The sequence below is a fragment of the Rhizobacter sp. P2_H3 genome, assembly GCF_056403355.1.
Window position 1 is genome coordinate 1 of the sequence record NZ_JBFUFQ010000141.1, and the last position, 15,242, is coordinate 15,242.

Annotated in this window: 12 protein-coding genes; 4 read left to right on the plus strand and 8 right to left on the minus strand. The window is 67.2% G+C overall.

Going from position 1 to position 15,242, the window contains the following annotated elements; genetic code table 11:
* The first annotated feature begins 74 nt into the window (after positions 1-74).
* The 4 genes from AC1D1T_RS21785 (at position 75) to AC1D1T_RS21800 (ending at position 4,371) form a co-directional block, all read left to right on the plus strand.
* Entirely contained in the window at positions 75-467 is a 393-nt protein-coding gene (locus AC1D1T_RS21785; RefSeq protein ID WP_477992475.1) for a DUF6896 domain-containing protein, read from the plus strand.
* A 172-nt stretch (positions 468-639) separates the two neighbouring features.
* On the plus strand, positions 640-3,414 hold the full coding sequence (locus tag AC1D1T_RS21790; protein ID WP_477992476.1) for an RHS repeat domain-containing protein: 2,775 nt from the start codon (positions 640-642) through the stop codon (positions 3,412-3,414).
* Positions 3,415-3,416: 2 nt separating this feature from the next.
* The gene (locus tag AC1D1T_RS21795) at positions 3,417-3,887 is read left to right on the plus strand and encodes a hypothetical protein (RefSeq protein ID WP_477829218.1); all 471 of its coding nucleotides are present in this window, start codon (positions 3,417-3,419) and stop codon (positions 3,885-3,887) included.
* A 199-nt stretch (positions 3,888-4,086) separates the two neighbouring features.
* Positions 4,087-4,371, plus strand: a complete 285-nt coding sequence (locus AC1D1T_RS21800; RefSeq protein WP_477843819.1) for an antitoxin Xre/MbcA/ParS toxin-binding domain-containing protein — start codon at positions 4,087-4,089, stop codon at positions 4,369-4,371.
* 19 nt (positions 4,372-4,390) lie between these two features.
* On the opposite strand, the gene AC1D1T_RS21805 is transcribed toward AC1D1T_RS21800, so the two are convergent.
* The 8 genes from AC1D1T_RS21805 to malE all read right to left on the minus strand — a co-directional run.
* A complete protein-coding gene (locus tag AC1D1T_RS21805) occupies positions 4,391-5,308 on the minus strand; it encodes an NAD(P)/FAD-dependent oxidoreductase (RefSeq protein WP_477992477.1) in 918 nt (305 codons plus the stop codon).
* Between the two features lie 110 nt (positions 5,309-5,418).
* Positions 5,419-6,942: a catalase gene (locus AC1D1T_RS21810; RefSeq protein WP_477827469.1), complete on the minus strand. Its 1,524-nt coding sequence runs from the start codon at positions 6,940-6,942 to the stop codon at positions 5,419-5,421.
* Positions 6,943-7,027: 85 nt separating this feature from the next.
* Complete coding sequence (locus AC1D1T_RS21815; RefSeq protein WP_047505257.1) at positions 7,028-7,957, minus strand: LysR substrate-binding domain-containing protein; 930 nt, start codon at positions 7,955-7,957, stop codon at positions 7,028-7,030.
* A gap of 116 nt (positions 7,958-8,073) precedes the next feature.
* Positions 8,074-9,933, minus strand: a complete 1,860-nt coding sequence (gene glk / locus AC1D1T_RS21820) for a glucokinase (protein WP_477992478.1) — start codon at positions 9,931-9,933, stop codon at positions 8,074-8,076.
* A complete protein-coding gene (locus tag AC1D1T_RS21825; protein ID WP_477992479.1) occupies positions 9,930-11,558 on the minus strand; it encodes an alpha-amylase family glycosyl hydrolase in 1,629 nt (542 codons plus the stop codon). Before AC1D1T_RS21825 ends, glk begins: the two co-directional genes overlap by 4 nt.
* A gap of 128 nt (positions 11,559-11,686) precedes the next feature.
* Positions 11,687-12,577, minus strand: coding sequence for a maltose ABC transporter permease MalG (gene malG, locus AC1D1T_RS21830; RefSeq protein WP_477825887.1), 891 nt, complete (start codon positions 12,575-12,577; stop codon positions 11,687-11,689).
* A gap of 13 nt (positions 12,578-12,590) precedes the next feature.
* Positions 12,591-14,120, minus strand: coding sequence for a maltose ABC transporter permease MalF (gene malF, locus AC1D1T_RS21835; protein WP_477825888.1), 1,530 nt, complete (start codon positions 14,118-14,120; stop codon positions 12,591-12,593).
* Positions 14,121-14,141: 21 nt separating this feature from the next.
* The coding region (malE, locus tag AC1D1T_RS21840; RefSeq protein WP_477992480.1) for a maltose/maltodextrin ABC transporter substrate-binding protein MalE at positions 14,142-15,242 on the minus strand (1,101 nt) is incomplete at its 5' end.

The following is a 15,242-nucleotide window of genomic DNA, read 5'->3' on the forward strand; positions in this document are numbered from 1 at the left end:
GGGTTCTGAGAATGCGTTGACGGGTTCTGAGAATGCGTTGACCCCTTCGATTAAAAGTTCAATGAGATCATCAAATGCGCGAACCAACCATTCTCATTTCATTTGCGATGCTGCAGCGTCGACTGCTTGAATGCCTGCAAATGCAACATCCCGACTACTTTGTCGGGAAGTGGCTTCTTGGGGCGCGCTCCAGGGCTGYGGTGAATATGGATGGAGAGATCTGGAATGTCTTGAAGCATGGGGCCGGAATCATGTTCAAGCGCCACGAGCCGAAACCAGAGCTAGTGGTGGATGTTCACGCAGAAGTCAACGCTGCCGACCGAATTGATGCGTGGCGACTGCAGCAATTCCTCGAGTCAACAGGAAAGCCTGTGGAGTTCGATGAAGCTGAGGCGATGCTCCGGCAGGCGCGAGCCGCGGGTGAACTCGTCCAACGCGTTGATGGAGGCTACGCGCTTCGCAACTGACAAGGCTGAGGAGCCAAGGGAGCCTCTGCAAAACCGGCCCGAGCCTTGGACAGGACCGACGCGGGGCAGATGGCCGAGATGCTCAGCATCCACGTGCGTCCACCCGAGCGTGAGCTTCGGTGCCCGCGGCAGCCGCAGGGCGAGGTTGTCGAGCACGGCGTATGGCGCGCTGGTGCTCACCACCACCGACGACCAGGGCCGCACGCGCCGCGAGGAGAGCAGCGTCGAAGGGCGCACGATCCGCATCACCGACCCGCTGGGTGCGCAGATCGTTCACCAGCACGACGCGTTCGGCAACCTGGTGGCGACGAAGGATGCGCTGCAGAACACGGTGCAGATCGTCTACGACGTGCGGGGCAACAAGCTGAAGCTGACCGACCCGGATGCCGGGGTGATCGAGTACCGCTACGACGCGCTGGGCCAGGTGGTGCGGCAGCAGAACCCGCTGCAGCTGCAGCGCGGCGGGCAGACGGTGATGCAGTACGACGTGCTCGGGCGGATGACGCAGCGCACGGAGCCGGAGTACCAGAGCACCTGGACCTACGACACCTGCGCGATGGGCATCGGCAAGCTGTGCGCGACCAGCGCCAGCACCGACATGAGCCAGCAGTGGGTGTACGACAGCCTGGGGCGGCTGGTCAGCAACCGCACGACGGTGGTGAACGGGCCGAGCTTTGCGAGCGCGCTGAGCTACGACGCGAACGGTCGGCAAGCGACGCAGACCTGGCCGACCGGGTTGACGGTGAACTATGGGTACACACCGAAGGGCTTCCTCGGCACGGTGTCATTGGCAACGGCGGTGACGGTGAACCCGTTGCCCGCCACGCCGGGCGGCACGCCAGGAGCAAGCATCACGCTGCCGGCGGGCACGGTGCTGTGGCAGGCGCAGGCCTACAACGCGCGGGATCACCTTGAGCAGCAGCGCTACAGCAATGCGGTGGTGAGCAAGTCCGGTTATGAAGCCGCGACGGGCCGCGCGAGCAGCCTGACGACGGGCAAGGGCAACGCCACCGACGTGCTGAACCACGGCTACGTGTGGGACAGCCTGGGCCGGCTGACCAATCGCAACGATGCGAACGGCGACGGCAGCACAGGCGCGGTGACGGAGAACTTCGAGCACGATGCGCTCGGCCGGCTGCAGCGCTACACGGTGGCGGCGCCTGCGATCAGCGGGCTCGTGCGCACGGTGAGCCTGCAATACAACGCGCTGGGCAGCATCCTCTACAAGAGCGATGTGGGGGTGTACAGCTACGGCGCGCAGGGAGCGAACGCGGTGAGGCCGCATGCCGTTCAAAGCATCGAGGGAGCTGCAGCCAACACCTACGGCTTCGATGCGAACGGGAACATCGCCAGCGCGACGGCAGGCAAGTACCGCGGAGTCACCTATACCGGCTTCGATCTGCCGGACAGCCAGAGCGGCGTGCAAGGCCCTGCGGGCGGCCCGAGCTATGTGTGGAGCTACGACGAAGACCACGCGCGTATCCGCGAGGTGCGGACGATTTCGAGCGGTACCAACGCTGGCACTCGAACCACTTGGTACCTGCACCCGGACAACACGGGTGGTCTGGCCTTCGAGAGCGAGGTCAACTCACCGACGAGTCCGAGCGCAGCGAACCCTGCGGTCACGAGCAACCGGCACTACCTGAGCGCGGGCGGCCAGAGCCTCGGCGTTCTGGTCACCTCCGGAGCGCTACCGGCACTCGGCGCCACGCAGACCGCACCAGCCGTGCAGTCCAGTATGGCGGCGGTGAAGCTGGAGTACTGGCACAAGGACCATCTTGGAAGCATCGCGGCGACGACCGACCACAACGGCGACGTGACGGCGCGCGACGCGTACGACCCGTTCGGCAAGCGCCGCTTTGCGAACGGCAACTACGACGCCGCCGGCACGCTGGTGATCGACTGGAGCCCTGCGGTCAACAGCGGCACGGACCGCGGCTTCACCGGCCATGAGCAGCTCGACGACATCGGGCTCACGCACATGAACGGCCGCCTGTACGACGCGACCATCGGGCGGTTCATGTCGGTGGACCAGCTCGTGAGCGATCCGTCGGACCTGCAGGCCTACAACCGCTACAGCTATGTGCGCAACGATCCGCTGGCGCGCACGGACCCGAGTGGCTGGTCGGATCTGAAGGAGAGCAAGACCTACAACCCGCAAAGCATCTGTAACGGTGGCTGCGATGGCGTCGTTGTGAACCCGTCGGGGATCGTTCCAATGGCGGCGGAATCGACGGTCAGGACGACGGTAGCTATGTCGCAGGAGGGGGCGGCGGGCAGTCTGATGCCTGCGAGACAGTGGATACTGAATTCAATCGCAAAGAGTTCCTTCACGGAGGAGGGGCTTGAGATCCAGCGCATCAACCGAGCTTTCAGCGACGCTAAGGAGGCCGGCGATGTGAAGGCGATGAGTGCGTTGTTCGACCGCTACCGTGCCATCAAGGAAGGCGATCCCAGCTCCGCACCGAACATCATTCGCATGGGCATCGCCATCATGGATGCGCAGGGGCGGCAGGGACGCTATGACTTGGCGCCCTTGGCTCCGATGGCAAGCGCAGCAATGGGCAGTGGTATGGTCGCGGGAGCTGCGCCGGGGCCGAGCACTGGGGGAGCAGGTGCGGCAAGGGGGCTGAAATGGGGACTGTCGATATCCGAGACCAAGGTCGCGTTGTCCTCAGCGCAAGACGCCTACAAGGGCAGCACGATCGTTGGTCATGCACTTTCCAAACATGCCGGCCGAAATCCGGAGACGTGGGGCACTATGACTGGCTCTATGAAAACCTGGAATGAGCAGGGGATGACACAACTTCGTGAAGTCATCCGTGGTCCTGGACAGTTCATAAAGCAGACTTACGACAATGGCCTCACGTTCCTGGAGAAACGACTGTCAGACGGGCGGGGGGTTCGACTCAACCTGGATGGCTCATTCAAGGGATTCTTGGACTGATCATGGACGGACTCATTGAATTGATCTTCGACGCTGTTCCCGATGGCTCCGTTGATGGGCTGGTGTATGGCTTGCTTCAGGAGGCCTCCCCAATGGAGCTTTCCCACAGTGAGTTGGGCCTTCTCGATCCGAAACAGCTTGACCAAGGATTGAAAGAGTTGCTGAAGGATGGCTCTGTGTCGGCGTCCATCTTTATACGGGCTGCCTCTGTGAGAGTTGGTGATGTTCGGATCAGTGCCCCGCTGATCAGAATCCTTCGCTCCGAAGGATCGAGCGAGGTGGCTGTCATATTCGGTAGCGCCGACATCGATCCCACGGATAGACAAGAGGCGTCCAAGAAGCTTTTGGTTGGTGCTGACCTGCTTGCGAGAGGCGCAGATGTCGCCGACTATTTCTGTGGATACGAGCCAGCGACGGACGAGAGTACGAGGCTGTTCTCGAGGGACAGGATCGGGCCCCTCGTGAGGTTGTAGCTTCCTGCGGCAAAGCAGCCCGGTCACCGAGCGATGCGCACACTTAGGCAGGTGAGCGAGGCCTTCGACGGTGCGAGGCAGCCCGGCGGCACGAACCGGCTGATCGCGACCGACACCGAGTACGGCGACTTGGGCCAGGTGGAGCGCAGGCAGTGCCGACGTGGGGCAAACGCACGCTGAATGCGACGTGCTGGGCCGGGTGCTGCGCATCTACTGTGAATTGAACACACCAGAGGACACCATGGGAGCTATTGCCTACTCGGAGCTGCTGATCGCGTGTCAAGTCAGCAATACCCGGCTGTCCGCCGAAACGCTGGTCAAGGCCGCCGAGCTGTTTGGCGGGCTAGAGGCGGCGCAGCGCTGGATGTCGTCACCCGTGATGGGGCTGGACGGCGCCCGCCCGGTCGAGTTGCTGCGCACCTCGCAAGGCACCCAACTCGTCACCGAATTCCTCGAGCGTATCGAACGCGGCGTCTACAACTGATCTCGAACGGCAACGCCCCTCAGGCCGCCGCCAGCACTCGCAACCCCGGCTGGCGATCGACACGCGGCTGAATCCACCGCTCGAGCGCTGACGCGTTCTGGATCGACTTCGCCACCTGCACGCCGTGGGCATAGGCGGTCGTGACGCAGGGGTGCAGAAAATTCGTCACCTCGCCCGCGGCATACAGGCCGGGCAACCCTGGCACCGCCCCGTGGCGATCGACCTCGATGCAGCCGTCGTCCAGCGCAAGCCTCAGCCCCGCCGGAATACTGGCCTCGAAGCCATACTGAACGCCGATCACGTCGAACGCTTGGCTGTCGACCGTCATCGCCGACTGATCCGCCTCGAACGGTCCGACGTGCACGCACTCGGGCGCCACCTGTTTCAGCAGCAGCGCCTGGGCACGCGGCGGGCGCCGGCAGAAGATCTCGACGCTGGCCGCGCCACGCCGCTGCGCAAAGCCGGCCTGGTCGAAGGCGTTGTCACCGCCGCCGAGGATCGCCACGCGCTTGCCGGCCACGGCGATCCGCTCCATCGCCACGCCGGGCCCGATGCCCACCGTGTCCGACGGCACGAAGCCACCGCGGCGCGGCTTCGATCCGGTGGCGATGACGACGTTGCGCGCCCGATGGACCCCGCTGCGCCCCGACACCTCCCAGCCCAGGCCGCTCGGGCGCTGGCGGATGCCGGTGACCCAGAAGCCGAGGTTGTGCGGCACGTTCGCCGACTCCAGGTGATCCTSCAGCTGCGCGGCCACCTGCTGGCCCGTCCGGCCCTGCAGCCCGGGAATCCAGCGGTTCGTGTACGGGCTGTTCAGCTGCAGCCCGCCGACCGCGGAGCCCGCCTCCAGCAGCAGCACGTCCATCCCCAGCTGGTGCAGCCACAAGGCGCAGGCCGCACCGGCCGGGCCGCCACCGATCACCACCGCSTCGTTCATCGTCGTTCCTTGTGCTCGGGCGCCACCGTTGGCGCACCGAAGCAGCATCCGGGAACGACGCGTCCGCCCTGCGCCGGTTTGCGAAGCCGGCGCCGGTGGGGCGAACCCGGTCAGTCCTGCAGCGCGGCCGCCGCCTGCTGCACCCGCCCCACGTCCGCCTTCACCGCCTTTGCGATCTCGCTGCCGTAGCCGCTGTCCGCCTTGTAGAAGTGCGACAGCATCGCGTACTTCACCGCATCGTTGTCGACCCGGCCCAGGTCGCCGGCCAGGTTGGCGATCAGGCTCGATTGCTCCTTCTTCGACAGCGAGCGCCAGAACTCGCCGGCTTGCCGGAAGTTCAGCGTCTTCGCGATGCGCGCCTGCTGCGTGCCACCGGCCAGCGGCAGGCTGCTCGACTTGTACGCCGCGTCGGCCGGCAGCGGCCGCAGCCGCGACGGCTCGTAGTTGACGAGCCCGCTGCGCGCGCCGGCATTCGCGTCGCCGTCCTGGTTGTTGCTCGCCACCGCCGCCTTCGGCGCATTGATCGGCAACTGCTGCACGTTGGTACCCACGCGGTGGAACTGCGTGTCGTTGTAGCTGAACAGCCGCCCCTGCAGCAGCCGGTCTTCCGAGGCCTCGATGCCCGGCACCAGGTTGCCCGGCGCGAACGCGCTCTGCTCGGTCTCCTGGAAGATGTTGGCCGGGTTGCGGTTCAGTGTCATCGTGCCGACCTTGGTCTCCGGCACGCCGGTCCACACCTTGGTCGCGTCCAGCGCGTTGAAGTCGAAGCCGTCCAGCTGCTCGGGCTTCAGCAACTGCACGTACAGGTCCCACTTCGGAAAGTTGCCGCTGGTGATCGCGTTGATCAGGTCCTCGCTCGCATGGTTGAAGTTGCGCCCCTGCAGCGCCGCGGCCTCGGCGCCGCTCAGGTTCTTCTCGCCCTGCAGCGTCTTCCAGTGGAACTTCACGTAGGTGTACTGGCCCTGCGCATTGACGAACTTGTAGGCGTGCACGCTGTTGCCGTCCATGTTCCGGTAGCTGGCCGGCGTGCCGAGGTCGGAGTACAGCCGCGTCAGCATGTGCGTCGATTCGGGCTGCTGCGAGAAGAAGTCGAAGAAGCGGTTCGGGTCCTGCACGTTGGTGTCGGGGCTCGGCTTCAGGCTGTGCACCATGTCCGGGAACTTGATCGCATCCCGGATGAAGAACACCGGCAGGTTGTTGCCCACCAGGTCCCAGTTGCCTTCGCTGCCGTAGAACTTGGTCGCGAAGCCGCGCGGGTCGCGCAGCGTCTCGGGCGAGTGGTTGCCGTGGATCACCGTCGAGAAGCGCACGAACACCGGCGTGCGCGTGCCGGCGGTGAAGATCTTCATGCGGGTGACGGCCGAGAGATCGGCGCTCGCGACGAACTCGCCATGCGCCCCGGTGCCGCGCGCATGCACCACGCGCTCGGGGATGCGCTCGCGGTCGAAGCGCTGCAGCTTCTGGATCAGCTGCACGTCCTGCAGCAGCACCGGCCCGCCGGGGCCGGCGGTCTGCGAGTTCTGGTTGTCGCCGACCGGTGCGCCGTTGTCGCGTGTGAGGGTCTGCGCTTGTGCGGCGGTACCGGCCAGCAGCAGCGCCGCCGCGAGGGTCCAACGAAAGGAGGTGTTCGTCATCGTGTGCTCCACGTTCAGGTTCTGGTGCGCGGAGCTTAGGAAGACGGGTCACCCGCCGGAAGTTGAAAGATTCAGTGCCGCCGATTCAGGACGTGAATCGAACGCCCTCCGGCAAGGCCTCGCGCAGCGTCGCGCCAAGCAGTTGCAGGTCATCCGACTTCGCATGCCCGGCGCGCCACACCATGCCGATGCGGCGCGACTGCCCCTGCGCGAGCGGCCGCACGACGAGGCCCGAACCGTCCTGGCCGCGTTCGCTCGCGAGGCAGCGCACCGCGAGTGCCGGCATCAGCGTGCAGCCGAGGCCCGCCGCCACCAGCTGGCGCAGTGTCTCCAGGCTCGTCGCGCGGAAATCGCAGCCGTCGCTCTGGCTGCTCTCGTGCTGCCGGCAGGCCTCGAGTGCCTGGCCGCGCAGGCAGTGGCCGTCGGTCAGCAGCAGCAGCTTCAGCTCGGCCAGCACCGCCACCGGCACGGCGTCATGCGCCGCGATCTCGTGCCGCGGCGGCGCGGCGACGAAGAACGGCTCGTCGAACAGCGGCAGCTCCACATACGCCGGCTGCGGCAGCGGGCCGGGCAGCGCGAGGATCGCGGTGTCGATCAGCTGGTCGGCCAGCAACTCACCGAGGTGCCGCGTGGTGTCTTCATGCACCACGAGCCGCAGTTTCGGGTAGCGCTGGCGCACCAGCGGCAGCAGCCAGGGCAGGTAGTAGGGCGCCAGCGTCGGGATCAGCCCGATGTTCAGCACGCCCTGCAGCGGGCCGCCGCGCAGCCGCTTCAGGTCGAGGATCTCGTCCGCATCGGCCAGCAGCCGGCGCGCCCGCTCGACGACGAACTCGCCGATCGGCGTCAGCGACGGTTGCTTGCCGCTGCGATCGAGCAGCGTGAGCCCGAGGTAGTCCTCCAGCTTGCGCAGCTGGGTGCTGAGCGTCGGCTGGGTCACGTGGCAGGCTTCGGCCGCGTGCCCGAAATGGCGGTGCTCGGCGAGCGCCACCAGGTAGCGCAGTTCGCGCAGTGTCATCGTTGTCTCCCTTGTCGCGCCGAGTATTGCCAGCGCGGGGGAGGGCGGCGATTTCTTTTGTGATGCGGGCCGATTGGGAATTTGAATCGCAGGGGCTTGACTTCAGGCCGGCCGTGTCAGGCCACGTGCGAGATCAGCACCCCCGGCGCCGGCTGCTGCTGGCCGTCGGCGGTGCCGGCCTCGCTGCTGGTGCTCGCCGCCGGCAGCCGCCGCACCGCGACGCCGACCGACATCATGTCCACCACCAGCAGGTGCAGGATGCGCGAGATCATCGAGACGAAGGTGCTCGCGTCCTCGCTGTGCTCGACCGGGATGCACACCGTCGACTTGCGCGCGAGCGGCGACTGGCTGGCGGTGATCGCGATCACCTTCGCGCCGCGTTCCATCGCGAGGCCCGCCGCGCGCGACAGCTCCGGCGGCTGCCCGGAGCTGGAGATGAACACCGCCACGTCGCTCGGCCCGAGCAGCTCGGCCGCCATCGAATGCATCGACGGATCGGTGTGCGCGACCGACGAGATCCGGAAGCGGAACAGCTTGTGCTGCGCATCCAGCGCGACGATCGCCGAGTTGCCCATCGCGTAGAACTCGACGCGCCGCGCCTCGCGCAGCAGCGAGATCGCGCGATCCACCGCGTCCACGTTCAAGGCCTCGCGGAACTGCACGATGGCCGAGATCGTGTTGTCCAGCACCTTGGCGCACAGGTCGGCGGTGCCGTCCTGGCGCCGCACCTGCGTGCGCTGCACCGGCAGCGTGCCGGTCAGTCCCGAGCCGAGCTTCAGCTTGAAATCCGCCAGCCCCTGGAAACCGAGCGAGCGGCAGAAGCGGATCACCGTCGGCTGGCTCACCTCGGCGCCTTGCGCGATCAGCGCGATCGGGTCGTTCAGCGCGGTGCGCGGGTTGTCGAGCACGAAGTTCGCGACCCGCCGCTCGGCCGGCGACAGCGTCGTCACCGAGGCCCTTACGCGTTCGAGCAGCGGGTGGCTGCCGTCGGCGTCCGGCACGTGGTCGGACAGCAGCGTCGAGACGCCCTGGAACGCCAGGTTCTCGGCCGTCAGCAGGTAGGTCGGGATGCGCGCCACGTAGTCGCTCATGCGGCCCTTGGCTTCGAAGCGCTCGCGGAAGACCGCCTGCGCGAACAGCGGCCCGAGCCGCGGCACGATGCCGCCGCCGACATACATGCCGCCGGTGGCGCCGAGCGTCAGCGCCACGTCCGAGGCCATCGAGCCCAGCATCCCGCTGAACACCTCCAGCGTCTCCAAGCAGGCGGCGTCGTGCTGCAGCGCGCGCTGCACGATCTCGGCGGTCGTCAGCTCGCGCGCGCCGCCCGCCGCCGGGTGCAGGGCCTGGTGGATCAGCTCGATGCCCGGCCCCGAGATCAGCCGCTCGGCCGACACCCGCGACATGCTCTTCCAGGCATGCTGCAGCACGCGCATCTCGCGCTCGTCGCTGGGCGCGAAGTTGACGTGGCCGCCTTCGGTGGCGAGCGTGGTCCAGCGGTCGCCGGACGGGATCAACCCCGACACGCCGAGCCCGGTGCCCGGGCCGAGCAGCCCGATCACGCCGTTGGCCTGCGGCGCACCGCCGCCCACCTGCAGCCGGCCGTGCGGACCGACGCCGGGAATCGCCATCGCCAGCGCGGTGAAGTTGTTGACGACCAGCAGCGTCGACAGCTTCAGCTGCTGCTGCACCTCCTTGATGGAGAACGCCCAGTCGCGGTTGGTCATGCGCACCTGGTCGCCCTGGATCGGGTTGGCGATCGACACGGCGCCGTGGCGCGGCGTGAGCTCGGGCACCGTCGCGAGGTAGGCCTGGATCACCTCGGTGATGCCGGCGTGCTCGCTGCACGGCAACACCGCCACGTGCTCGAACTGGCCGGGTGCCGGCTCGATGCAGAAGCGGGCGTAGGTCGCGCCGATGTCGGCCAGCAGCCGCAGGTCGGTGAAGGGCGTGGCGCGGGAGCTGAGGTCGATGGTCATGGACGGGGGACTGCACCAGAGACAGGGGAGGCGGCCAGCGTGGCCGCGGGAGCGCGTTCGAGCAGGACGTAGCCGGTGGCGGCGAGCGTGACCCGGCCGTCGACCACCTCGACGCGCTGGCCGCTGTACGCGTCTCGCAGCGCCTCGCCGTTGCCGAAGGTGGCGCCCAGCGGCAGCGTGACGGTGCCGTCGACCGCCATCGCGACGACGACCGCATCGCCGCTCTGCGCATCGACGCGGCTGAAGACGTAGGGGCTGGCCGACAGTTGCCGATGCACGCCGCGTGCCAGCGCGACATGGCGCGCGCGGAAGCTGCCGAGGCGGCGCCAGTGCGCGAGCTGCGCGGTGTCGGGCGTGGCCCAGTTCATGTCGGAGCGGGTGGCCTGCTGTGGGTCGGACGCCGGTGCCGGGCCGGGCGGGCGCGCGGTTTCGTCGCCGTAGAAGATCTGAACCGCGCCGGGGGCGAGCAACAGCGCGGCACCGGCCTGCGCGAGGCGGCTGCGGTCGAACAGCCGCGTGTCGTGCGACGAGATGTAGCTCAGCGCGTTCCAGCCGGGCCGGCCGGAGAGCAGCGAGGCATAGCGGCTGTACAGCGCGTCGGGGTGGGCGAACTGCGGCGCCTGGTCCTGGAATTCGAAGTTGATCAGCGCATCGAAGCCGGCGTCGGCCAGCGGGCTGCGCTCCGGCCCCTGGCCCCAGGACTCGCCGACCATCCAGAACGGCTGGTCGTCGATCTTGTCGGCCGGGTGGCGGGCCTTCCAGTCGGCGAGCGCGGCGGTGGCGGATCGTTTCAGCGCCGCCCAGGCCGCCGGCTCGACGTGCTTGACGGTGTCGGCGCGGAAGCCGTCGATGCCGTACTCGCGCACCCAGTCGCTGAGCCAGGTCACCAGGTAGTCGCGCACGGTCGCATCGGGCAGGTCGCGGGCGCGCGTGCCGGGCTTGGTGCGCAGGAAGATCGGCAGCTTCACGCGCTCGGTGMTCTCGGTGCGGAAGTCGGGCAGGTACGCGAGCTGCATCGTCAGGTCGTCGCGGCCGCCGTCGAGGTAGCCGGGCAGGCCGGCGCGCACCCATGGGCGGCCCCACCAGTCGGCGAACGCGAAGCTGTTGTAGTCGATGAAGCCGTGGTAGTCGCGCAGCGTCGCGCGCTCGCTGCCCGGCCACAGCACCTTGAGGTTGAGTTCGCGGGCGGTCTGCAGGTCGAGGTAGCCGGGGTGGTTCATCACCACGTCGAACAGGATGCGGATGCCCTGGCGGTGCGCGGTGCCCACCATCTCGCGCAGCTCGTCGGGGGTGCCGATGTTCTGGTCGAGCACGGTGTAGTCGAGCGCGTAGTAGCCGTGGTAGGCGTAGTGCTTGAAGGCCTTGTCGCCGCCGACCACCCAGCCGTGGATCTGCTCGTACGGTGCGGTGATCCAGATCGCGTTGACGCCCAGCTCGCGGAACCAGCCTTCGTTCAGCTTGTTGGTGATGCCCTTCAGGTCGCCGCCGTGGAAGGTGGCGACATCGGCCGCCGGATCGGCCTCGCGCTGGCGGCCGTAGGCGTGGTCGTTCGCCGGGTTGCCGTTGGCGAAGCGGTCGGTGACGGCGAAGTAGACGATCGGGTTGTCGGCGAAGGTGCCTGGCACCGAGATCGGGCCGCTGACGGGTGCAGGCGAGGGCGGTGCAACGACAGGCGATGCACAGCCGACCAGCAGGCAAACTGCAGCGATCCACGTAGCCCGGATGCCAATCCGGGATCGCGCTTGAACCCGTGTCATCCCTTGATCCCCCCGGCCGTGAGCCCCGAGATCATCCACTTCTGCGCCAGGATGAACACGACCGTGATCGGCAGCCCCGACAGGATGGCCGCGGCCGCGAAGTCGCCCCACAGGTATTTCTGGTCGTACAGGAACAGCTTGGAGCCCACCGCCAGCGTCAGCTTGGCTTCCTCATGCAGCAGGATCGACGCCACCGGGTACTCGATGATCGCGCCGATGAACGCGAGCAGGAACACCACCATCAGGATCGGCAGCGCCATCGGCAGCAACACCAGCCGGAAGGCCTGCCAGGGCGTCGCGCCGTCGACCTTGGCCGCCTCCTCGATCTCCACCGGAATCGTGTCGTAGTAGCCCTTGATCGTCCACACGTGCAGCGCGATGCCGCCGGAGTACGCGAGCAGCAGCGAGGCATGGCTGTCGATGCCGAAGAACGGGAACACGCTGCCGATGCGGTCGAAGATCGCGAAGATCGCCACCAGCGCGAGCACCGCCGGGAACATCTGCATCAGCATCAGCCCRCCGAGCGCSATGCGCTTGCCGYGGAACTKCATGCGCGCGAAGGCATAGGCGGCGGTGGTCGACAGCGTCAGCGTGATCGCCGCGGTMAGGCTGGCCACCTTSACCGAGTTCCACAGCCACAGCAGCACCGGGAARTCCGGYTTCACSAGSCGCCCGTCGGGCGCGGTGTACGMGATGCCSAGCGCGAGCTTCCAGTGCTCGAAGCTGATGGTCTCGGGGATCAGGCTGCCGGCSGCGAAGTTGCCCGGGCGCAGCGAGATCGACAGGATCATCAGGAACGGGAARATCACCAGCGCGACCAGGCCGATCAGGAACGCRTGCGCGGCCAGCACGCGCCAGCGGTGGCTCTTGTCGAGGACGATGGCCATGTCGTGTCTGTCCTTACCGCGGTTCGTCGCTGGAAACCTTCGTGAGGCGCATCTGCACCAGCGAGATCAGCGCGACCATCGCGAAGATCACCGTGGAGATCGCCGCCGCGAGCCCGAACTGCTGGCCCGAGTCCTGGAACGCGATGCGGTAGGTGTAGCTCACCAGCAGGTCGGTGGTGCCGGCCGGCACGCTCGTGTCCAGGAAGTCGGGGCGCCCGCCGGTGAGCAGGCTGATCAGCACGAAGTTGTTGAAGTTGAACGCGAAGGCCGAGATCAACAGCGGCGTCAGCGGCTTCAGGATCAACGGCAGCGTGATGCGCCAGAAATTGGTGAACGGCCCGGCCCCGGCCACCGCCGAGGCCTCGTACAGGTCGGCCGGGATCGCCTTGATGAGCCCCGAGCAGATCACCATCATGTACGGGTAGCCCAGCCACACGTTGACGATCAAGAGCATCACCTTGGCCAGCAGCGGGTCCGAGAACCACGCCGGCTTGATGCCGAACAGGGCATCCAGGATCAGGTTGATCTCGCCGAAGTTGTTGTTGAACAGCCCCTTGAAGACCAGGATCGAGATGAACCCCGGCACCGCGTACGGCAGGAACAGCAGCGTGCGGTACAGGCCCTTGAAGCGCAGCGCATCCCAGTTGAAGAGGACTGCCAGGAACATGCCGAGCGCGGCGCCAAAGAACACGGTGAGGGCCGAGAACACCACCGTCCAGAGGAAGATGCGCACGAAGGGCTCGCGGAACGCGGCGTCGGTGAAGATGCGCTGGTAGTTCGCGAAACCCACGCCGACCTGGAAGCCGGGTTGCACGCGCTCGCCGGCCTCGGTCTCGTAGAAGCCGCTGGTCATGTTCGGGCGCAGCACGGCGTTCGTCTGCTGGTTCACGAGCGAGCCGTCGGCGTTGCGCTTGTACAGCGGCTGCACCGCGCCGAACTGGCGCAGGCCGGTCATCACGAGCTTGTTGGGGGAGTCGGGCAGCACGAGCGTCAGCGCCTGCAGGTGCTTCTGCCGGGCGATGACGGTCTTGAGTTGCGCAGGCTCGGCCAGCGGTGCCTGCGCCGGGTCCTGCGGCGCGAGCTTCACCTCCAGCGGCGTGGTCGTCGCCAGCGCGAGCCGGCCGCTGACCCACGCCTTGCCGCTGTCGGCGTCTTCGAGCCGGAGGCGGAACTCGGGCCCATCCTCATGCAGCGTGAACGCATAGCTCGCGCCCTCACCGCCGTGGAAGGTCTCATCGAGGAAGTACTGCGTCGCCCGCGGGAACTCCAGCAGGTTGCGCGAACTGTAGTTCGTGAACCCGATGGCCATCGTGTAGACCATCGGGAAGACGACGAACACCAGCGCCGCGGCGATGCCGGGGAACAGGTAGCGCCACGCGTAGGTCTTCGCCGAGCTGTAGACCCACAGCGCGAGCGCGGTGATCGCGAGCATCGTGCCGGCCAAGAGCGTCTGGCCGGCCGCGTAGACCATCGCGACCACGTACAGCGCGCCCAGCAGCACGAAGGCGAGCAGGGCCGGGCCGGGGCGCAGCCGGTACTTCATCGTCTTGTGTGCCCGCTTGAGTTACTTCGCGGTGATCCGCTTGGCCGCGGCGTCCAGCGCCTCCTTCGGCTGCTGGCGGCCCTCGGTCATGTTCTTCAGCGCCGACTCCATCGACGACCAGAAGCGCCCCATCTCCGGGTTGTTGGGCATCGGCGCGCCGTCCTGCGCGCTGGCCATCGTCGCCTGGATGTTCGGGTTGCTCTTCAGCTCGGCGAACAGCGCCTTGCTCGCCGGCGTGCCCAGCGGCACGTCGTCGTTGATCGTCTTCAGGCCCTTCGGCGCCAGCATGAAGTTCTCGATGAACTCCACCGCCACGTCCCGGTTCGGCGAGGCCTTGGAGATCATCGCGCCCAGCACGCCGACGAACGGTGCCGCCTTCTTGCCGTTGACGCTCGGGATCCTGGCGACGCCGAAGTCGATGTTGGCCTTCTTGAGGTTGTCCCACGACCACGGGCCGTTGATCATCATCGCGACCTTGCCCTGCGCCATGCCCGCTTCCATCTCGGCGTAGCCCGCGCCCTTGGTCATCACGCCGTCCTTGACGAGCTTGCTCAGCAGCTCCGCGCCCTTCAGCGCGCCGGCGTTGTTGACGCCGGTGTCGGCCGGGTCGAAGTTGCCGTCCGCCTTCAGCTTGAATGGATACCCGCCACCGGCGGCCAGCAGCGGCCACGTGAAGTAGGTGTTGTTGTAGTCCCAGAGGATGGCCTTCTTGCCGGACGCGGACAGCTTCTTGTCCAGCGCGATCACCTCGTCGAAGGTCTTCGGCGGGGTCGGCACCAGCGCCTTGTTGTAGACCAGCGAGACCGCCTCGATCGACATCGGGTAGCCCCATTGCTTGCCGCCCACCGCGAACGCCTTGACGGCCAGCGGGTCCAGGTCGGCCAGCACCTTCTTGCTCGGGCTCACCGGCTGCAGCAGCCCGCCGGCGATCCACTCGCCGATGCGGTCGTGCGGCCAGATCCAGATGTCCGGGCCCTTGCCGGCCGCGGCGGCCTGCTGGAACTTGTTCGGTGCGTCCTCCGGGTGCTCCACCACCACCTGCACCCCCGTCTTGGCGGTGAACTCCTCGCCCACCTTGGCCAGGCCGTTGTAGCCCTTGTCGCCGTTGATCCAGATCAGCAG